Raw genomic sequence first — 20,566 nt, 5'->3', positions numbered from 1 at the left:
GAATCGTGCCCTCCTGCCACACCACTGACCGCGCGCCTGTACGCCAGCGGATCTCGCCCGTACAATGCTCCGTCACTTCTCGTCATCAGCAATCGATAACGGCCAACCATGCGCACCAGTCAATTTTTGCTCGCCACACAAAAAGAAACGCCTTCCGACGCGGTCGTGATCAGCCACCAGCTGATGCTGCGCGCCGGCATGATCCGCAAACTCGCCTCGGGCCTGTATACCTGGCTGCCGATGGGCTTGCGGGTAATGCGCAAGGTCGAAGCTGTCGTTCGTGAAGAAATGAACGCCGCCGGCTCTCTCGAAGTGTTGATGCCGAGCACGCAACCGGCTGAGCTGTGGCAGGAATCCGGGCGCTGGGAAGAGTACGGCCCTGAATTGCTGCGCTTCAAGGATCGCCACGGTCGCGACTTCTGCGCAGGTCCCACCCACGAAGAAGTCATCACCGATCTGATGCGCAACGAATTGAGCAGCTACAAGCAGCTGCCGATCAACCTGTACCAGATCCAGACCAAATTCCGTGACGAAACCCGCCCACGCTTCGGCTTGATGCGTGGCCGCGAATTCATCATGAAGGACGCCTACTCCTTCCACGCCGACCAGCCTTCGCTGCAGGTCACCTACGACCGCATGCACCAGGCTTACTGCAACGTGTTCACCCGTCTGGGCCTGAGATTCCGCCCTGTTGAAGCCGACAACGGCTCCATCGGCGGCGCCGGCTCCCACGAGTTCCACGTTCTGGCCGAATCGGGCGAAGACGACATCGTCTTCAGTAACGGTTCCGACTACGCGGCGAACATCGAGAAAGCCGAGGCTGTGCCACGGGAATCCTCGCGCGCCGCTCCGAGCGAAGAACTGCGCCTGGTCGACACGCCGAATGCCAAGACCATTGCGCAACTGGTCGAAAGCTTCAACCTGCCGATCGAGAAAACCATCAAGACCCTCGTGGTGCACGCCGAAGAGAAAGGCAAGCTGATTGCCCTGATCATCCGTGGCGACCATGAGCTGAACGAAATCAAGGCGGCCAACCAGCCAGGCGTTGCCAGCCCGCTGGTCATGGCTTCGGAAAGCGAACTGCGCGACGCCATTGGCGCCGGTGCCGGTTCCCTGGGTCCGTTGAACCTGCCGCTGCCGATCATCATCGACCGTTCGGTCGAACTGATGAGCGACTTCGGCATCGGCGCCAACATCGACGACAAACACTACTTCGGCGTGAACTGGGAGCGCGACTTGCCTGTTCCGACCGTTGCCGACCTGCGCAACGTTGTGGCCGGCGACCCGAGCCCGGACGGCAAAGGCACCCTGGAAATCAAGCGCGGCATCGAAGTCGGGCACATCTTCCAGCTGGGCAACAAGTACAGCAAAGCGATGAAGTGCGAAGTGCTGGGCGAAAACGGCAAGCCGGTCACCCTGGAAATGGGCTGCTACGGCATCGGCGTGTCCCGCGTGGTAGCGGCTGCCATCGAGCAGAACAACGACGAAAACGGGATCATCTGGAGCGACACCCTCGCGCCCTTCCAGATCGCCCTGGTGCCGCTGCGCTACGAAACCGAACAGGTTCGTGAAGCCACCGACAAGCTGTACGCGCAACTCACCGCTGCCGGCTTCGAAGTGCTGCTCGACGACCGCGACAAGAAAACCAGCCCGGGCATCAAGTTCGCGGACATGGAGCTGATCGGAATTCCACACCGGATCGTGGTCAGCGACCGCGGCCTGGCCGAAGGCAACCTGGAATACAAGAGCCGCACCGAGGCCGATGCGCAAGCGCTGCCGGTCGACGACGTACTGTCGTTCCTTCAGGCCCGCATCCGCCGCTGATACCAGACATAGAGGCGTCATGTTCAAGCGAAACACCTTAGGCCTCGGTGGTGCCGCCTTGTGCGGCACCCTGCTGGTCAGCGGCTGTGCCAACCACATGTCACAACGCAGCGAGCAAGAGGAACGTGTCGAGCGCAAACTGCTCGATCACAGCCTGCAGATCGATGTCGGTGAGCCCAAGGTGCTTGAGCTGCCGCAACGGCGGGTGAAAATTCACGAGCAGAAGACTTTCGAAGTCACCGAGTACGAAGTCACGCGTCACTACGACCGCTATACGCCGTACCAACCCTGGCGGGAGATTTACGAAATCCCGCTGGGCGCGGTGGCCGTGGTGGCGGGTGTCGGTGCCAACGTGGTCAATGTGTTCGCCCTCGGCAATCTGCCGGACAGCGTGACCAAGGATTGGCTGAGCTACGGTTTCGCCGGGCTCAACCCGTTCATGAACGTGCAGTCCCACGGGCGCGCGCAGCAGAACCTGGCCGGCATTGATGAAGTCCAGCACGACAAGCGTACGGAATATTCAAGCCTGCCCTGGAGCGAGCGCCCGGTCGAGGTCAAGGCCGGCAAGGAAACCTTCGAGCTGACCACCGACAAAAACGGCGTGTTACGCCTGAATCTGTTGGACAACCCGTTCGCCGAACATGACATCAATCATCTGAGCCGCTTGCTGATCCGTGTTGAGGATGCCCAGGGCAACGTGCACAACGATTCCACCCTGGTCATCAGCAGCAACTTGCGCAGCAAGCTCTATGAGGCCCACGGGTTGATTTATGACGATCTCGAAGGTGACGAAGTCAGCCAATGGGTCCACCGGGTCAAACGCCTGTCGGAGCTGGGTCTTGAAGAGGAAGCCAGTGAGCTGGAACAGAGCCTGATCGAACTGACGCGCAATGATCCTGAATTGCAGACCGAATTCCTCAAGTCACTGGCCCGCAATGGCGAGCGACTGGTGGCTAATCCGGGGCTGAACTAAACCCCAAAAAAAGATCGCAGCCTGCGGCAGCTCCTACAACAGATCGCGTTCTTCTGTAGGAGCTGCCGCAGGCTGCGATCTTTTGTGTTTCAGAATTTACCGCTCAAACAACTCCATCTGCTCGAACCCGCCCCGCAAGTCCTCCAGCCGCACGCCGACGCCCAACAACCGCACGGGTTTACCGCCGCGATTGAAGGCCTGGGTCAGCATCAACTGATAACTGCCCAGATCCCGCCCTGCCCCGGCCTGCTCCAATGTCGTCTGGGTGAAGTCGTGGAACTTCACTTTGACGAATGGCTTGCCCGGACGATAGCTGCTGTCAATTCGCGCCATGCGGCCAGCCAGGGTCTCCAGCAGCTCGGGCAATTTATCCAGGCAACTCTTCAGATCTGGCAGATCGACGTCGTAGGTGTTTTCGACACTGATCGACTGACGACGACTGTCGTTGTGCACCACGCGGTCATCGATCCCACGGGCCAGGCTCCAGAGTCGCTCGCCAAAGCTGCCGAATTCACGCACCAGCGCCAACTTGTCCCACTCGCGCAATTGCAGGCAATCGGTGATCCCCAGCTTGCCGAGTTTGTCGGCGGTGACTCTTCCGACCCCGTGCAATTTGCTCACCGGCAAGCCACTGACAAAATCCTCGACCTGGTCCGGCGTGATGACGAACAGGCCATTGGGCTTTTTCCAGTCACTGGCGATCTTGGCCAGAAACTTGTTCGGCGCCACACCCGCCGACACGGTGATATGCAACTGGTTGGAGACCCGGCGCCGGATGTCCTGGGCGATGCGCGTTGCGCTACCACCGAAATGCGCACTGTCCGACACATCGAGGTACGCCTCATCGAGCGAGAGCGGCTCGATGATCTCGGTGTAATCGCGAAAGATCGTGTGGATTTCCCTGGAAGCTTCTCTATAGGCGTCCATGCGTGGCTTGACGATGGTCAGGTCCGGGCACAGTTTCAAGGCATGCCCGGAGGACATCGCCGAACGCACCCCGTACGCTCGCGCCTCATAATTGCAGGTGGCGATCACCCCGCGCCGGTCCGCCGCCCCACCTACCGCCAGTGGTTTACCGGCCAGGCGTGGGTCGTCGCGCATTTCGATGGCTGCATAGAAGCAGTCACAATCGACGTGGATGATCTTGCGTTGAGTCATAGCAAAGCCGTGTTCATGGCAAAGAAAAGGCGTCATGGCGTGCCGGACAAACAGTATCTCACCGACACCTGTATATAGCACCAGTAGTCTGAATGTTCTTTTCCAATCGTAGGAAGAGTCGATTGTGAATTTATTTTTTCAATCGAAAAATTACTTTCAATAGACGCGCAGGCCTTGTCCTGCCTGCCTCACAGACCGGTCGACCTCCCCTTTTGAACGCTAACCGATTGAACAGGAAGAGGTTTTATCGGAATTGGAGGTTGACACCCGAGCGCATCTCTATAGAATGAGCCACACAGACGCGGGATGGAGCAGTCTGGTAGCTCGTCGGGCTCATAACCCGAAGGTCGTCGGTTCAAATCCGGCTCCCGCAACCAAACATCAAAAAAGGCTACTCGAAAGAGTGGCCTTTTTTGTGCGTGCTCGTTTTGTAGCATCGAACACCGAAACAAGGCCTGGACACTCAACGACACCGAAACCGGAAATCGTTCTGATTCCGAAACTTAGGCCATCGCTGCGACCGTTTGCCGCGATTCAACATTTATTTGACCTGCTTCAGGATTAACGGTTGACACCTCGGCGTATCTCTATAGAATGCCGCCACACAGACGCGGGATGGAGCAGTCTGGTAGCTCGTCGGGCTCATAACCCGAAGGTCGTCGGTTCAAATCCGGCTCCCGCAACCAAACATCAAAAAAGGCTACTCGAAAGAGTGGCCTTTTTTGTATCTGTTGAAAAAGTCCTTTCGCAACAATGACCTGTCACTGTGAAGCAAGCCGTTTGGGGAGCACCCATGCGCCGGGTTCAGACTATGCTCTATCGCAGGCTGAAGCCTTCACGACTGATGACGCGCCGTCCCCGTTGCCCGGTGATAGGCGTTAATATTTGTGATTATTTTTTTCTGCAGGGATTGGTAACTTGGCTGGATACCCCCATCCTGTCGCGCACAATCCAAGAGGTGATTGATGCGCGCCAACTCGTCTGACTCACAAGACACTGTCACAGCGACACAACCGATCAAGGCTGAGCGTCTGCGCCTGCTCGATCGTTTGAGCAAATACCGTCAACCCATTGGCCTGGCGGTCACCCTGCTGTTGTTCGCGATCGCGCTGATTGCCTGTCGCCACCTGTTGAGCGAACTCGATCTTTACGCGCTGCACGATTCGATCCTCGAAGTCCCGAAACCTGCATTGCTGGGCGCACTGGGCGCAACCGTGGTGGGCTTCATCATTTTGCTCGGCTACGAATGGTCGGCCAGCCGCTATGCCGGGGTAAGCCTGGCACCGCGCGAGTTGGCGCTGGGTGGTTTCACGGCCTTTGCCATTGGCAACGCCATCGGTCTTTCAATGTTGTCGGGCGGTTCGGTGCGCTATCGCCTCTATGCCCGTCATGGTCTGGGAGCGGCTGAAGTCGCCCGCATGACATTGTTCGCCAGCCTCTCGCTGGGTTGCGCCCTGCCGCCGCTGGCTGCCCTGGCGACGCTCAGCGACCTGCCGGCGGCGTCCACCGCCCTGGGACTCTCCGAGACGTTGCTGGGTGTGGTGGCAGGTGCCGTGCTCGTACTGTTTTCGGTGCTGGCTATCGGTATCTACCGTCGGCGGCTGCCGGAACAGCCTTACCCAGACAACCTGCTGGTCAAGGTCGGGCGCCGCACCTTGCGCCTGCCCGGGCGTCGCCTGACGTTCCTGCAATTGATCATCACAGCCCTGGACGTAGCAGCCGCCGCGACCGTGCTCTATCTGCTGCTGCCGGAAACACCGCCCTTCGGTGCGTTCCTGCTGGTTTACCTGCTGGCGCTGGCCGCCGGCGTGCTCAGCCATGTGCCGGGTGGTGTCGGGGTGTTCGAGGCGATTTTGCTGGCGGCGTTTTCCGATACCCTTGGCGCTGCGCCACTGGCGGCCGCCCTGCTGCTCTATCGCTTGATCTACGTGGTCCTGCCCTTGCTGGTGGCCTGCCTGCTGTTGCTGATCAACGAAGGTCAGCGCCTGTTCCAGACACGCCAGACATTGCGCGCGGCCTCAGGCCTGGCGGCTCCGATACTGGCGGTGCTGGTATTCCTGTCCGGTGTTGTCCTGCTGTTCTCCGGCGCCACCCCGGAAATCGATACCCGCCTGGAACACATCGGTTTTCTGATCCCCCATCGACTGGTCGATGCTTCGCACTTTGGTGCCAGCCTGGTCGGCGTTCTTTGCCTGTTGCTGGCCCAGGGGCTGCGTCGCCGGCTGTCGGCCGCATGGATGCTGACCACCATTCTGTTGCTGGTCGGCGCCCTGCTCTCACTGCTCAAAGGCTTTGACTGGGAGGAAGCCAGCCTGATGGTGCTGACGGCGAGCCTGCTCGGGGTATTCCGTCGCTCGTTCTATCGCCCCAGCCGCCTGACCGAAGTACCGTTCTCGCCGCTGTACCTGGTGGCCAGCCTGTGCGTGCTCGGTGCGTCGATCTGGTTGCTGCTGTTCGCCTATCAGGACGTTCCATACAGCCACCAGCTCTGGTGGCAGTTCACTCTGGACGCCGATGCCCCTCGCGGCCTGCGTTCATTGCTCGGGGCTGCCGTGCTGCTGATGGTGGTGTCGCTGACCTGGCTGCTGCGCACCGCGCGTCCGGTGATCCACCTGCCGACGCCCGACGAACTGGAGCGCGCCAGCAAGATCCTCATGGCATCGGCCCAACCGGATGGCGGCCTGGCCCTGACCGGTGACAAGGCGCTGCTGTTTCACCCCAACGACGAGGCGTTCCTGATGTACGCCCGCCGTGGCCGCAGCCTGGTAGCGTTGTATGACCCGATCGGCCCGGGCCAGCAACGGGCAGAAATGATCTGGCAGTTCCGCGACCTGTGCGACATCCACCACGCCCGTCCCGTGTTCTATCAAGTGCGCGCCGAGAACCTGCCGTACTACATGGACATCGGCCTGACCGCGATCAAGCTCGGCGAAGAAGCCCGGGTCGACCTCAAGCGCTTTGATCTCGAAGCCAAGGGCAAAGAGATGAAGGACCTGCGCTACACCTGGAACCGAGGCACCCGCGATGGTCTGTCCCTGGAAATCCATGAACCGGGCCACGCGCCAATGGATGAGCTCAAGGTGATATCCGATGCCTGGCTGACCGGCAAGAACGTGCGCGAGAAAGGCTTCTCTCTCGGCCGCTTCAGTGATGACTACCTCAAGTATTTCCGCATCGCGGTGATTCGTTTCGAAGGACGCCCGGTAGCGTTCGCCAACCTGCTCGAGACCTACGGCCATGACCTGGCCAGCCTCGACCTGATGCGTGCGCACCCGGATGCCCCGAAGCTGACCATGGAGTTCATGATGGTCGGCCTGATTCAACATTATAAAAACCATGGGTACGCGCGTTTCAGCCTGGGCATGGTGCCGTTGTCGGGGTTGCAACCCCGTCGCGGCGCGCCATTGACCCAGCGCCTGGGCTCGATGGTATTCCGCCGTGGTGAGCAGCTGTACAACTTCCAGGGCTTGCGCCGTTTCAAAGACAAGTTCCAGCCTGATTGGGAACCCCGTTATATGGCCGTGCCCGCCGGACTCGATCCGCTGGTTGCGCTGGCCGACACTGCCGCCCTGATCGCGGGCGGCTTGACCGGATTGGTGAAACGCTGATGATTCAACGCTCCTTGCGGTATGTATTGGGCACACTGGTGATAGTGGCCCTGGTTCTCGGTGGCGGTTACTGGTACCTGAAACGCCCGGCACCGGAACCGACCCTCCAATTGCTGACCCCGGCCGACGGTGCGGCGATGACCCGCGTCATCCCCGGCACCACGCCACGCGCCCAGGTGCTGGTAGCGGTCAACGAAGACCAGAAACTCAGCGACAAGCAATTGATGACCCTCAGCCGTAGCGGCGCGGCGCAGATTGTCCAGGTGATCCTGCCCAAGGACTGCCTGCTGCAAAGCCGTGCCCTGCAATCGGGCCTGAGAGAGCTCAAAGGCCCTGCGACCCTGGTCAGCGGTATCGGCCCGGGTGCCGTGCTGGCCTGGCGCTGGTTGTCCGAGCAGAAGAACGACAAGGCTCAGGCCGTTTCGGTCGACCTGGCCCTGGAAAAACCTGGCTGCACGCACCTGCTGCCGAAAAGCGCGGCCCACGGCCACTGGCTGGTGGCATGGAACGACAACCCGGACGACACCAGCGCCGGCTTCGTGCGCGATCAACCGAACGCCGAAACCAGCATCAGCGACTACGACATCAACCTGCCACAAGTGCTGAACAACGAGCTGCGCAAGATCCTCGTCGGTGGTGACAAGGCTGCTGGCGGCCTACAGATCCCGGTGGTCGAAGTGCCAGCAGGCCAGGCCAGGGACACCGTCACCCTGTTCCTGTCCGGTGATGGCGGCTGGCGCGACCTCGACCGCGACGTGGCGGGCGAGATGGCCAAGATCGGCTATCCGGTAGTCGGCATCGACACCCTGCGCTACTACTGGCAGCACAAGAGCCCGGAGCAAAGCGCACTGGACCTGGCGGAACTGATGCAACACTACCGACAGAAATGGGGCACCAAGCGCTTCATCCTGACCGGTTACTCGTTCGGCGCAGATGTTCTGCCAGCGATCTACAACCGCCTGGCCGAGTCGGAGCAGCAACGCGTCGACGCGATCATCCTGCTGGCCTTCGCCCGTACCGGCAGCTTCGAGATCGAAGTCGAAGGCTGGCTCGGCAACGCCGGCAAGGAAGCCGCCACCGGTCCGGAAATGGCCAAACTGCCAGCCGCCAAAGTGGTGTGCATCTACGGTGAAGAAGAAACCGACGAAAGCGGCTGCACCGACAAGACGGCGGTGGGCGAAGCCATCAAGCTGCCTGGCGGCCATCACTTCGACGAGAACTATCCGGCGCTGGCACAGCGTCTGGTGGATGTGATCGAGAAGCGGCAAGCCAAAGAAGCAGAAGCTCAAGAGTGATCTGAGCCTCGCTGAAGAAAAGCCCCCGCCATCTCACGATAGCGGGGGCTTTTTCATTCAACGCCACAAATCCCTGTAGGAGCGAGCCTGCTCGCGACGGTCTTCAACGATAACGCTGAACACCTGACACCCAGTGGTGATCTCAGGTTCATCGCGAGCAAGCTCGCTCCTACATCTCCACCTGCGTCCCCAACTCAATCACCCGGTTCAACGGCAGATTGAAGAAGCGCAAATTGCCGTTGGCGTTCTGCAACATGAACGCAAACAGCGCCTCACGCCAGCGCGACATGCCTTCGAGCTTGGAGGCAATGACCGTTTCGCGGCTGAGGAAGTAGGTGGTGCGCATCGGGCTGAAGTCCAGTTCTTCGAGATGACACAGTTTCAACGCCTTCGGTACGTCCGGCTCGTCGGTAAAGCCGAAGTGCAGAATCACCCGGTAGAAACCTTCGCCATAGGCATCGACCTCGAACCGTCGTGTTGGCGGCACCCGCGGGATGTCTTCGTACACCACCGTCAGCAACACCACTCGCTCGTGCAGTACCTGGTTGTGCAGCAGGTTGTGCAATAGCGCGTGGGGCACGGCATCCGGCCGTGCCGTCAGGAACACAGCGGTGCCCTGAACCCGATGGGGCGGTTGTACGGCAATGCTGCTGATGAAGATCGGCAGCGGCAATCCACCCTCATCGATACGCTCGACCAGCAACTGCTTGCCGCGCTTCCAGGTGGTCATCAGCACAAACAGCGCGAAACCGGCGATCACCGGGAATGCACCGCCCTGAACGATTTTCGGCACGTTGGCGGCGAAGTACACACCGTCTACCAACAGGAAACCCAACAGGATCGGCACCACAAGGACCGGCGGCCACTTCCACAGCAACAGGATTACCGCGGACACCAGAATGCTGGTCATCAGCATGGTCCCGGTCACCGCCACACCGTAGGCCGAGGCCAGGGCACCGGAGGATTCGAAACCCAGCACCAACAGCACCACGCCGACCATCAGCGCCCAGTTCACCGCGCCGATGTAGATCTGGCCCTGTTCAGCACTGGAGGTGTGCTGGATGTGCATGCGCGGAATGTAACCGAGCTGGATCGCCTGACGGGTCAGGGAGAACGCACCGGAAATTACCGCTTGTGAGGCAATCACCGTGGCCAGTGTCGACAGGCCGACCAGCGGGAGCAATGCCCAACTCGGTGCCAGCAGGTAGAACGGGTTGCGGGCCGCCTCCGGGTCGCCTAGCAGCAAGGCACCCTGACCAAAATAGTTCAGTACCAACGCCGGCAGCACGAGGATGAACCAAGCACGAGCGATCGGCTTGCGGCCGAAGTGGCCCATGTCCGCGTACAGTGCTTCGGCACCGGTCAGTGCGAGCACCACGGCACCGAGAATCGACACGCCCATGCCCGGATGGACCACGAAGAAACGTACGCCCCATACCGGGTTCATCGCTTGCAGGACTTCCGGATGCTGGCTGATGCCATAGACGCCGAGTGCCCCCAGCACGAGGAACCAGGTGACCATGATCGGCCCGAACAGAATGCCGATGCGTGCCGTACCGTGACGCTGGATCAGAAACAGCGCGACCAGCACTACCAGCGACAGCGGCACCACCCAATGGTCGATGCCTTCGAAGGCCAGCCCCAGGCCTTCAATCGCCGACAACACGGAGATCGCCGGGGTAATCATGCTGTCGCCATAAAACAACGCCGCGCCGATCAGCCCGCAGACCACCAGCAACATGCGCAATTTCGCGTGCCCCGCCGCCGCCCGCCGGGCCAGTGCGGTCAAGGCCATGATCCCGCCTTCGCCCTGGTTGTCGGCGCGCAGCACAAACATCATGTACTTGATCGACACGACCCAGATCAGCGACCAGAAAATGAGTGCCAGAATCCCCAGCACCCCGTCATGGTTGACCGGCACGCCATAGCCTCCGGAAAACACTTCTTTGAGGGTGTACAACGGACTGGTGCCGATATCGCCATAAACCACCCCGACTGCCGCGACCAGCATGCCGATCGGCTTCACCGCCGAATGTTCGGCACCTGCAGCCTGACTACTTGCCTGCCCCATCCACCACTCCTACTTCTCAGACCCGGGCTTCTTTGAAAGAAGCACTATGCTTTGTCGTGCAGCATGCGCTGTTTTACTTCACGTTACAGACGTTTTGTTGACAGTAAAAAATCAGTAAAGCGTAACGGCACGAAGCATAGCGCAGCACTCGTCGTATTTCCCTGCATAAAGCTGGTCAAGTGAACGACTGATCGCTAGAATTGCGCACTTTTTGATCAGAGGCGCCGTTCAAGCGCCCGTCCGTCGGTTTTGCCCTACCCGGCAAGCGGCGTCACAAAATACCGAGGTTAGACATGTCCACCACTCCTGCGCCGGCCAATCCAAAGGTTGGCTTCGTATCCCTGGGTTGCCCCAAAGCACTGGTCGACTCCGAGCGCATCCTTACCCAGCTGCGCATGGAAGGCTATGACGTGGTGTCCACCTACCAGGACGCCGACGTCGTGGTAGTCAACACTTGCGGCTTCATCGATTCGGCCAAGGCCGAGTCCCTGGAAGTGATTGGCGAAGCCATCAAGGAAAACGGCAAGGTTATCGTGACCGGCTGCATGGGCGTCGATGAAGGCAACATTCGCAACGTACATCCGAGCGTGCTGGCCGTGACCGGTCCGCAGCAGTACGAGCAAGTGGTCAACGCCGTGCACGAAGTCGTGCCGCCGCGCCAGGACCACAACCCGCTGATCGACCTGGTGCCGCCGCAAGGCATCAAACTGACCCCGCGCCACTACGCCTACCTGAAGATCTCCGAAGGCTGCAACCACAGCTGCAGCTTCTGCATCATCCCGTCGATGCGCGGCAAGCTGGTCAGCCGTCCGGTCGGTGACGTGCTCGACGAGGCTCAGCGCCTGGTCAAGTCCGGCGTCAAGGAACTGCTGGTGATCTCCCAAGACACCAGCGCCTATGGCGTCGACGTGAAATACCGCACCGGTTTCTGGAACGGCGCGCCGGTGAAAACCCGCATGACCGAACTCTGCGAAGCCCTCAGCACCCTCGGTGTCTGGGTGCGCCTGCACTACGTTTACCCGTACCCGCACGTTGACGAGCTGATCCCGCTGATGGCCGCCGGCAAGATCCTGCCGTACCTGGACATCCCGTTCCAGCACGCCAGCCCGAAAGTGCTCAAGTCAATGAAACGCCCAGCCTTCGAAGACAAGACCCTGGCACGGATCAAGAACTGGCGCGAAATCTGTCCGGACCTGATCATTCGTTCGACCTTCATCGTCGGCTTCCCGGGCGAAACCGAAGAAGACTTCCAGTACCTGCTGAACTGGCTGACCGAAGCCCAGCTCGACCGTGTCGGCTGCTTCCAGTACTCGCCGGTAGAAGGCGCACCGGCCAATGACCTGGACCTGGAAGTCGTCCCGGACGACGTCAAGCAGGACCGTTGGGAGCGCTTCATGGCGCACCAGCAGGCCATCAGCTCGGCGCGCCTGCAAATGCGCATTGGCCGCGAGATCGAAGTGCTGGTCGATGAAGTCGACGAGCAAGGCGCGGTGGGTCGCTGCTTCTTCGACGCCCCGGAAATCGACGGCAACGTATTCATCGACAACGGCAGCAACCTCAAGCCGGGCGACAAGGTCTGGTGCAAAGTGACCGACGCCGACGAATACGATCTGTGGGCTGAACAGATCTAAACGCAAAAAATACACAAAGCCCCGCACTCTTGACGAGATGCGGGGCTTTTTTACGGCTATCGTTTGAGATTGAACGGACTCACATCACTCACGCATCAGGGGCAGACAGGCATGCGTCAGCATTCGGTCATCCACACGCCGAAACTCGGCGACTACGAAGAACTGACCCGGGTCTGGGAGGCCTCGGTACGCGCTACCCACGACTTTCTACCGGACAGCTACATCAAACTGCTGAAAAACCTGGTGCTGACCCGCTACCTCGACTCGGTGATGCTGATCTGCACCAAAGATTCGAACCAACGCATCACCGGGTTCGCCGGCGTCGCGGCCGGCAAGATCGAAATGCTCTTCATCGACCCCGACCATCGCGGCCAAGGCCTGGGCAAGAAATTGTTGCGCTATGCCCTGGAACACCTGAACGCAGACGAACTGGACGTCAACGAACAGAACCCGCAGGCCCTGGGCTTTTACTTCAAGCAGGGCTTCGAGGTGATCGGTCGCTCGGAAGTCGATGGCATGGGGCAGCCGTATCCGTTGCTGCACATGCGTTTGCGTCAGGATCAACAATATTCACGCCATGGCTGAGCCAACACCGATACCGATGTAGGAGCTGCCGAAGGCTGCGATCTTTGCTTTTAAGATCAAAAGATCGCAGCCTTCGGCAGCTCCTGCAAATGGAACCGGGATTAACCGGCGCCAGGCAGGTACAATGCCCACCCCCTTTTTGTTACGGCCCTGACATGACTGACCCGATTCGTCTCTCCAAACGCCTCATCGAACTCGTCGGCTGTTCCCGTCGGGAGGCTGAGCTGTTCATCGAGGGCGGCTGGGTCACCGTCGACGGCGTGGTCATCGACGAGCCGCAATTCAAGGTCGACACCCAGAAAGTCGAGCTTGATCCAGAGGCCAAGGCCACCGCTCCGGAACCGGTGACCCTGCTGCTCAATGTGCCCGCCGGCATGGACGCAGACACCGCCATGGCCACCCTCGGCGCCGAAACCCTGAGCGAAGAACACCGCTACGGCAAGCGCCCGTTGCGCGGGCACTTCCTGCGCCTGACCGCCAGCACTGACCTGCAGGCCAACGCCAGCGGTCTGCTGGTGTTCACCCAGGACTGGAAAATCCTGCGCAAACTCACCGCCGACTCCAGCAAGATCGAGCAAGAGTATGTGGTCGAGGTTGAAGGCGAGATGGTGGCTCACGGCCTCAACCGTCTGAACCACGGCCTGACCTACAAGGGCAAGGAGCTGCCGGCGGTCAAGGCCAGCTGGCAGAACGAAAACCGCCTGCGCTTTGCCATGAAGAACCCGCAACCGGGCATCATCGCCCAGCTGTGCCAAGCCGTCGGCCTGAAGGTCGTCGCCATCCGTCGCATCCGCATCGGTGGCGTGTCCATCGGCAAAGTGCCCGTGGGGCAATGGCGCTACCTGTCCGGCAAAGAGAAGTTCTAAGGCTCCCCGCGCCACCACACCTTTCGGCGCTGCTGTTTTCGGCGGCGCCCATAGCCGAATTATCAGGACTGCACACATGATTCATAACGACGTACTGCGCAGCGTGCGCTACATGCTCGACATCAGCGACAAAAAAGTCATCGAGATCATCAAGCTCGGCGGCATGAACGTGACCCTGCCGGACCTGCTGACGTACCTCGACAAGAAAGAAGAAGACGAGGAAGGTTTCGTACGCTGCCCGGACGAAGTCATGGCGCACTTCCTCGACGGCCTGGTGATCTTCAAGCGCGGCAAGGACGAAAGCCGTCCGCCGCAGCCGATCGAAGTGCCGGTGACCAACAACATCATCCTGAAAAAGCTGCGGGTCGCGTTCGAGCTGAAAGAAGACGACATGCACGCGATCCTCAAGGCCGCCGAGTTCCCGGTGTCCAAGCCTGAGCTGAGCGCACTGTTTCGCAAGTTCGGCCACACCAACTATCGCCCGTGCGGCGACCAGCTGCTGCGCAATTTCCTCAAGGGCCTGACCCTGCGCGTTCGCCCGCAATAAACCTCCAGGCTGATTGCTACTGAACTGGCCTAATAATTCCGGACACCTCTTAAGGGCGATATGATTTCGCCAACTTGGAGGTTCCATGAACGAAAGAAAGGTCTATACCCGCGAGTACCGCAGGGGTCTACATGACAGGGAATATCATTCCCCTGGATGGCGGGTTCAGTCTTTAAAAGATCGCAGCCTGCGGCAGCTCCTACGCCGAACGAATTCCTCTGTAGGAGCTGCCGCAGGCTGCGATCTTTTGATCTTTGCGGCATCATGCCCTATCTAAATCCACCTCGACCCCAAACCATGACCTACAGCGTTTCCCCCATCGGCTTCGTGCGCTCCTGCTTCAAGGAGAAGTTCGCCATTCCGCGCCAGCCGCAACTGGCCCCGGCCGCCCGTGGCGTGCTGGAACTGGTGGCACCGTTCGATCAAGGGGACGCCGTACAGGGCCTGGAGCAGGTCAGCCATGTATGGCTGTTGTTCCTGTTCCACCAGGCCCTGGAAGAAAAGCCTCGCTTGAAAGTCCGCCCTCCTCGCCTGGGCGGCAACAAATCCATGGGCGTGTTCGCCACCCGCGCCACCCACCGCCCCAATGGCATCGGGCAGTCTGTGGTGAAACTGGACAAGGTCGAAGCCAACCGCTTGTGGATCTCGGGCATCGATCTGCTGGATGGCACGCCGATACTCGATATCAAACCCTACGTGCCCTACGCCGATATCATCGACACAGCCTCCAACAGCATCGCCAGCGCCGCGCCGCAGCTGATCCCCGTACAGTGGACGGATACAGCGCTGCAACAGGCTCACGGGCATGCCCAGCGCCTTGCAGAGCCTTTGATTGAGCTGATCGAGCAATGCCTGGCGCAGGATCCGCGCCCGGCCTATCAAACGCCTGCACCGGAGCGGGAATACGGCGCGCAGTTCTGGGATCTGGATGTGCGTTGGCATTACCCGACACCGGAGCTGATCCGCGTACTGGAAGTCATTCCCGCAAAGGGCTGAACGCCGGAAACGAATAAGCCCGCATGACCTTCCCAAGTCATGCGGGCTTTTCAGATGCGCTGCAAATCTACTGTAGGAGCGAGCCTGCTCGCGAAAAACCTGAGGACGCCGCTGGGTATCAAGCTTCCCGCGTTATCGTTGACCTCCATCGCGAGCAGGCTCGCTCCTACAAGTGACCTACGGTCACTTCTCGACGAACGCACGCTCGATCAGGTAATCACCCGGCTCGCGCATCCGCGGCGAAACCTTCAGGCCGAAGCTGTTCAGCACTTCGCTGGTCTCGTCGAGCATGCTCGGGCTGCCGCACAGCATGGCGCGGTCGTCCTGCGGGTTGATCGGTGGCAGGCCGATGTCGCTGAACAGCTTGCCGCTGCGCATCAGGTCGGTCAGGCGACCTTCGTTCTCGAACGGCTCGCGGGTCACGGTCGGGTAGTAGATCAACTTGTCACGCAATGCTTCGCCAAAGAATTCGTTCTGCGGCAGGTGCTCGGTGATGAACTCGCGGTAAGCGACTTCGTTGACGTAACGCACGCCGTGGCACAGGATCACTTTTTCGAAACGCTCGTAGGTTTCCGGGTCCTGGATGACGCTCATGAACGGCGCCAGACCGGTACCGGTGCTGAGCAGGTACAAATGTTTGCCAGGCTTCAAGTCATCCAGTACCAGCGTGCCGGTAGGCTTCTTGCTGATGATGATCTCGTCGCCTTCCTTCAGATGCTGCAACTGCGAAGTCAGCGGACCATCAGGCACCTTGATGCTGAAGAACTCGAGATGCTCTTCCCAGTTCGGGCTGGCAATCGAGTAAGCGCGCATAAGCGGGCGGCCGTTGGGCTGTTGCAGGCCGATCATCACGAACTGACCGTTCTCGAAGCGCAGGCCCGGATCACGGGTGCACTTGAAGCTGAACAGAGTGTCGTTCCAGTGGTGAACACTGAGGACACGCTCGTGGTTCATGTTGCTCATGTACGTGGGACTCCTGGAGATTTGGTCTGCGCATGCGCTGCTCTAAAGAAGCGGTGCGCAATTGCATCGCATTCTAATAGCAGTAACAATATCTGTTAAATGGATTATTAAGATAAGGGTTATCGGTTATATCGATATGCGATTTACTCTCCGTCAACTTCAAGTATTCGTCGCCGTCGCCCAGCAGGAAAGCGTATCCCGTGCTGCGGGTCTGCTCAACCTCTCGCAATCGGCGGCGAGCACCTCGATCACCGAGCTGGAGCGCCAGTGCAGCTGCCAGTTGTTCGACCGCGCCGGCAAACGGTTGAGCCTCAACGCGCTCGGCAAACAGCTGCTGCCCCAGGCTGTGGCCTTGCTGGACCAGGCCAAGGAAATCGAAGACTTGCTCAACGGCAAGTCCGGCTTCGGCTCGCTGGCTGTCGGCGCGACCCTGACCATCGGCAATTACCTGGCCACCCTGCTGATCGGCAGTTTCATGCAGCGCCATCCGGAAAGCCAGGTGAAGCTGCATGTGCAGAACACTGCCAATATCGTGCAGCAAGTGGCCCACTATGAAATTGATCTGGGTCTAATCGAAGGCGACTGCAGTCACCCGGACATCGAAGTACAAAGCTGGGTCGAGGACGAACTGGTGGTGTTTTGCGCCCCTCAGCATCCGCTGGCCAGGCGCGGTACGGCGACCATGGACGAGTTGAGCCACGAAGCGTGGATCTTGCGCGAACAAGGCTCCGGCACGCGGTTGACCTTCGATCAAGCCATGCGCCATCACCGCACTTCGTTAAATATCCGCCTGGAGCTTGAGCACACCGAAGCGATCAAGCGCGCGGTGGAGTCAGGCTTGGGGATTGGCTGCATTTCCAGGCTGGCTTTGCGCGACGCATTCCGCCGCGGCAGCCTGGTGCCTGTCGAGACGCCGGATCTGGATCTGGCGCGACAGTTTTATTTCATCTGGCATAAACAGAAATATCAGACCTCGGCGATGCGCGAGTTCCTCGATCTGTGCCGCGCCTTCACCGCCGGGGTCCGGCGCAGCGACGAGATCGTGCTGCCGACGATCGCCTAGAGCAGAATTACCGCCCACACCAGGGCAATCATGCTCAATGCCACGAACTGGGCGGCACTGCCCATGTCCTTGGCATTCTTGGACAGCGGGTGCCGCTCAAGGGAAATGCGGTCGATGGCCGCTTCCACTGCCGAGTTGAGCAACTCGACGATCAACGCCAACAGGCATACCGCGATCAACAACGCCCGTTCGACCCGGCTGACATTCAGGAAGAACGACAGGGGAATCAGGATGACGTTGAGCAATACCAATTGCCGAAAGGCGGCTTCACCGGTGAAGGCTGCGCGCAGGCCGTCCAGCGAATAACCGGAGGCATTGAGAATACGTTTCAGGCCGGTCTGGCCTTTGAAAGGTGACATAGAGTGGGCAACTGACAAAAAAGAAGTGGGAAAGCTAGATCAACCAAAGTCAAAAAAGCGTGAAGTCGCCAGCCTTTAATGGCTGGAAATTGACTCAAGTTGTTGCAAGAGCAGCGCAGCCTGGGTCCGGGTCCGCACATTCAGTTTACGGAAAATCGCGGTCACGTGCGCCTTGATCGTCGCCTCGGAAACACTCAGCTCGTAGGCGATCTGCTTGTTCAGCAAGCCTTCGCAGACCATGGTCAGCACCCGGAATTGCTGCGGCGTCAGGCTGGCAAGACCTTCGCTGGCCGCCTTGGCCTCTTCCGAGACGCTGACCGCTTCGAACGCCTGCGGCGGCCAGAACACGTCACCATCGAGGACCGCACGCACGGCTTTCTGGATCACACTCAAGTCGCTGGATTTAGGAATGAAGCCACTGGCGCCGAATTCACGAGACTTGACCATGATGGTCGGCTCTTCCTGGGCCGAAACCATGACCACCGGAATCTGCGGATACTGACCGCGCAGCAGGACCAGTCCGGAAAAACCGTAGGCTCCCGGCATGTTCAGGTCCAGCAGTACCAGATCCCAATCGGATTTTTCCGTCAGGCGCACTTCCAGTTCGGCGATGCTCGCCACTTCCACCAGACGGACATCCGGGCCAAGGCCCAGGGTCAGCGCTTGGTGCAAGGCACTACGAAAAAGTGGGTGGTCATCGGCAATCAGGATTTCGTATGTGGCCATTTTTCAAATGATCCTGTTTTTTTTTCATGGGACGCCCGATGCATTCGGACCTCGCCAAAGCACCTCAAGGCACAGCCACGGAGCTGCACCGACAAGGCACGTTCAACGCAAAAAAACGCGTTGCAAATTCAGGCCGCGCCCTAATCGGCGCCAAGCATGCCCAGCGAAGCCGGGGTGGTCAAGCAGCATGGCCGGTACAGGTTATTGCAGTATGCGCAACAATCAGCCCATCAACGGAGTGACCGGCTGAACATAGGGCATCAACTCGGCGTGCGCCGGGGTCGAAACGTTCATGTCCAACTGATGTTTGGCGTCGAGGTAATGCTGGCTGAACACATCGAAGTAGGCATCCAGCGCCGAGGCTGCGGTTACATCGCCTGCAAGGTCGAGGCACAGCGCCGCCACTTCCGCCGTGCACAGATGCTCGCTGCGAGTCGAGCGGCGCAACCGGTAGCGGGAGAGTTTCTCCGGCAGCAGGCTGAGGATCGGCAGTCGGTCGAAATAGGGGCTCTTGCGAAAGATCTTCCGTGCTTCGGTCCAGGTCGCATCCAACAGAATGAACAGCGGGCGCTTCGTGCCATCGACGTCCACAGTGTTTGTCACGCGTTCAGGTTCGACGTACTCCCCCGGAAACACCAGGTAAGGCTGCCATTGCGGGTCGGACAACAGCGCCAGCAACTTCGGATCGACCTCGGTACGGGACCAGATGAAGGCATGGTTGTCAGGTACCACGTCGGCGATCAGCCAACCGGTGTTGCTCGGTTTGAACACTTCCTTGTTGGTCATGATCAGGCACACGCCGGAGCGGGTAGCGACCTGCGGACGCCATGCGCACAGGCAGTGGCTCTCGATCACCCGACAGTCACGGCAACGCGGCGCACGCCAGCCGCGGGCCTGAATCGGCTTGATGCCCTCCTCCTCACGCTGATCGCGCAAGCGGGCTACGGCATTCAAGGCAAATCGCGCGGGGGTATGGCTCATAGCGGGCAACGCCCACAGAGAAGGGAAATCGACACGAAAAACACTCGACAGGGTAAAAAGTGCCAGCAGTTTACCAGACCGCCCGGCGCAAGCCTGTACCGTCCAGCCCACCTCCCCTATAATTCGCCGCCACTGAACGCACAGTCACGTGACGGGTCAAAGCCCCATCACTGAACCAGGAGAGTTTCATGCTGCGCCTTATCGTTCCTACCGCGGCCATTTTGCTGGCGTCGTCCTTCAACGCTCAGGCTGCGTCCCTGAAAGACACGGAACTGAACAAAATGCTGCAAAACGTCGCCACCCAGAGCAGCGTCGGCACTCCGCGAGCGATCAACGAAGACATACTCGATCAAGGCTACACCGTTGAAGGCAAGCAGTTGATCAACCATCTGAGCGTGCAGAGCAGCCACGCCGACAAGATGCGTGCAGACCCGAAAGCGGTGTACTTCCAGTTGGGAGCTTCTGTCTGCAGAAACGAAGGGTTTCGCAAGCTGATGGCCAAGGGCGCGATCATGCGTTACGACTTCACCGAAGTGAAGACCAACCGTCCGGTCGGCTCCGCAAGTTTCCAGGAATCGGATTGCCTGCAATCGGCCGGGAAGAAAAAGTAATCACTGGGAATTGGCGCGCCGCTGTTCATCTTCGGCGCGCAGTTCTGCCAGCAGCGCCTGCAAGTAATGTGAACGGCGTTCGCCACCGCGCAAACGTCGGCAGCACTCCTCTTCGAGACTCAAATGATGGGTCTCGGCTGATGACTTCAGCAATCGATACAGCTGCGTATCGATCTCCAGAACGACTCTGGTCATGGTTACCGCCTCCCTGCACCTCACTCATGATTGAGCGATAAATCCTTAAGCCGCTTGTACCGTGCGCCCTGCCGTTGACGCAAAGTTGTCGTGTGACGCTTGTAACTTAGTAAA

Annotated in this window: 18 protein-coding genes and 2 tRNA genes; 13 read left to right on the top strand and 7 right to left on the bottom strand. The window is 59.7% G+C overall.

What is annotated here, in order from left to right; all coding sequences use genetic code 11:
• Positions 1-108: 108 nt before the first annotated feature.
• Entirely contained in the window at positions 109-1,824 is a 1,716-nt protein-coding gene (locus C8K63_RS10890; protein ID WP_108216699.1) for a proline--tRNA ligase, read from the top strand.
• Between the two features lie 19 nt (positions 1,825-1,843).
• The gene (locus C8K63_RS10885) at positions 1,844-2,797 is read left to right on the top strand and encodes a hypothetical protein (protein WP_108216698.1); all 954 of its coding nucleotides are present in this window, start codon (positions 1,844-1,846) and stop codon (positions 2,795-2,797) included.
• 96 nt (positions 2,798-2,893) lie between these two features.
• On the opposite strand, the gene dinB is transcribed toward C8K63_RS10885, so the two are convergent.
• Entirely contained in the window at positions 2,894-3,955 is a 1,062-nt protein-coding gene (gene dinB / locus C8K63_RS10880) for a DNA polymerase IV (RefSeq protein ID WP_108216697.1), read from the bottom strand.
• Between the two features lie 300 nt (positions 3,956-4,255).
• Between dinB and C8K63_RS10875 the strand changes: the two genes are divergently transcribed.
• The 4 genes from C8K63_RS10875 (at position 4,256) to C8K63_RS10860 (ending at position 8,858) form a co-directional block, all read left to right on the top strand.
• Positions 4,256-4,332, top strand: a tRNA-Met gene (locus C8K63_RS10875).
• A 232-nt stretch (positions 4,333-4,564) separates the two neighbouring features.
• Positions 4,565-4,641, top strand: a tRNA-Met gene (locus C8K63_RS10870).
• A 279-nt stretch (positions 4,642-4,920) separates the two neighbouring features.
• Complete coding sequence (gene mprF / locus C8K63_RS10865; RefSeq protein WP_108216696.1) at positions 4,921-7,563, top strand: bifunctional lysylphosphatidylglycerol flippase/synthetase MprF; 2,643 nt, start codon at positions 4,921-4,923, stop codon at positions 7,561-7,563.
• A complete protein-coding gene (locus C8K63_RS10860; RefSeq protein WP_108216695.1) occupies positions 7,563-8,858 on the top strand; it encodes a virulence factor family protein in 1,296 nt (431 codons plus the stop codon). The genes mprF and C8K63_RS10860 overlap by 1 nt, the downstream gene beginning before the upstream one ends.
• A gap of 169 nt (positions 8,859-9,027) precedes the next feature.
• On the opposite strand, the gene C8K63_RS10855 is transcribed toward C8K63_RS10860, so the two are convergent.
• The gene (locus C8K63_RS10855) at positions 9,028-10,929 is read right to left on the bottom strand and encodes a potassium transporter Kup (protein ID WP_108216694.1); all 1,902 of its coding nucleotides are present in this window, start codon (positions 10,927-10,929) and stop codon (positions 9,028-9,030) included.
• Between the two features lie 293 nt (positions 10,930-11,222).
• Between C8K63_RS10855 and rimO the strand changes: the two genes are divergently transcribed.
• From rimO to tsaA, 5 genes are all read left to right on the top strand, one after another.
• Entirely contained in the window at positions 11,223-12,560 is a 1,338-nt protein-coding gene (gene rimO / locus C8K63_RS10850) for a 30S ribosomal protein S12 methylthiotransferase RimO (protein ID WP_108216693.1), read from the top strand.
• A gap of 111 nt (positions 12,561-12,671) precedes the next feature.
• A complete protein-coding gene (locus C8K63_RS10845) occupies positions 12,672-13,145 on the top strand; it encodes a GNAT family N-acetyltransferase (protein ID WP_108216692.1) in 474 nt (157 codons plus the stop codon).
• Positions 13,146-13,300: 155 nt separating this feature from the next.
• Positions 13,301-14,011 carry an rRNA pseudouridine synthase gene (locus C8K63_RS10840; RefSeq protein ID WP_007992725.1) on the top strand — a complete coding sequence of 237 codons (711 nt, stop codon included), beginning with the start codon at positions 13,301-13,303 and terminating at the stop codon, positions 14,009-14,011.
• 76 nt (positions 14,012-14,087) lie between these two features.
• Complete coding sequence (locus C8K63_RS10835) at positions 14,088-14,558, top strand: DUF1456 family protein (RefSeq protein WP_108216691.1); 471 nt, start codon at positions 14,088-14,090, stop codon at positions 14,556-14,558.
• A 297-nt stretch (positions 14,559-14,855) separates the two neighbouring features.
• Entirely contained in the window at positions 14,856-15,554 is a 699-nt protein-coding gene (tsaA, locus tag C8K63_RS10830; protein ID WP_108216690.1) for a tRNA (N6-threonylcarbamoyladenosine(37)-N6)-methyltransferase TrmO, read from the top strand.
• A 183-nt stretch (positions 15,555-15,737) separates the two neighbouring features.
• On the opposite strand, the gene fpr is transcribed toward tsaA, so the two are convergent.
• Positions 15,738-16,517: a ferredoxin-NADP reductase gene (gene fpr, locus C8K63_RS10825; protein ID WP_003443014.1), complete on the bottom strand. Its 780-nt coding sequence runs from the start codon at positions 16,515-16,517 to the stop codon at positions 15,738-15,740.
• A 136-nt stretch (positions 16,518-16,653) separates the two neighbouring features.
• Here fpr and C8K63_RS10820 point away from each other — a divergent pair, with 136 nt between their 5' ends.
• Positions 16,654-17,580, top strand: a complete 927-nt coding sequence (locus C8K63_RS10820; RefSeq protein ID WP_108216689.1) for a LysR family transcriptional regulator — start codon at positions 16,654-16,656, stop codon at positions 17,578-17,580.
• Here the strand turns inward: C8K63_RS10820 and C8K63_RS10815 are convergent.
• From C8K63_RS10815 to C8K63_RS10805, 3 genes are all read right to left on the bottom strand, one after another.
• The gene (locus C8K63_RS10815; RefSeq protein ID WP_007996906.1) at positions 17,577-17,939 is read right to left on the bottom strand and encodes a diacylglycerol kinase; all 363 of its coding nucleotides are present in this window, start codon (positions 17,937-17,939) and stop codon (positions 17,577-17,579) included. The genes C8K63_RS10820 and C8K63_RS10815 overlap by 4 nt on opposite strands.
• Before the next feature lie 75 nt (positions 17,940-18,014).
• Complete coding sequence (gene erdR / locus C8K63_RS10810) at positions 18,015-18,665, bottom strand: response regulator transcription factor ErdR (RefSeq protein ID WP_108216688.1); 651 nt, start codon at positions 18,663-18,665, stop codon at positions 18,015-18,017.
• 222 nt (positions 18,666-18,887) lie between these two features.
• Positions 18,888-19,646 (bottom strand): tRNA-uridine aminocarboxypropyltransferase, encoded by a 759-nt coding sequence (locus C8K63_RS10805; RefSeq protein WP_108216687.1) that lies wholly within the window; start codon positions 19,644-19,646, stop codon positions 18,888-18,890.
• A gap of 188 nt (positions 19,647-19,834) precedes the next feature.
• Here C8K63_RS10805 and C8K63_RS10800 point away from each other — a divergent pair, with 188 nt between their 5' ends.
• Positions 19,835-20,257, top strand: coding sequence for a quorum-sensing-regulated virulence factor family protein (locus C8K63_RS10800; protein WP_108216686.1), 423 nt, complete (start codon positions 19,835-19,837; stop codon positions 20,255-20,257).
• Here C8K63_RS10800 and C8K63_RS10795 read toward each other — a convergent pair whose 3' ends face one another.
• Positions 20,258-20,452 (bottom strand): hypothetical protein, encoded by a 195-nt coding sequence (locus C8K63_RS10795; protein WP_108216685.1) that lies wholly within the window; start codon positions 20,450-20,452, stop codon positions 20,258-20,260. It abuts the gene before it with no gap.
• Positions 20,453-20,566 lie beyond the last annotated feature (114 nt).

Origin of the sequence: Pseudomonas sp. GV085, from assembly GCF_003050925.1 — a bacterium.
Classification (GTDB): domain Bacteria; phylum Pseudomonadota; class Gammaproteobacteria; order Pseudomonadales; family Pseudomonadaceae; genus Aquipseudomonas.
Note: the sequence above shows the minus strand (reverse complement) of the source record. Positions and strands in the feature narration are given on the sequence as shown.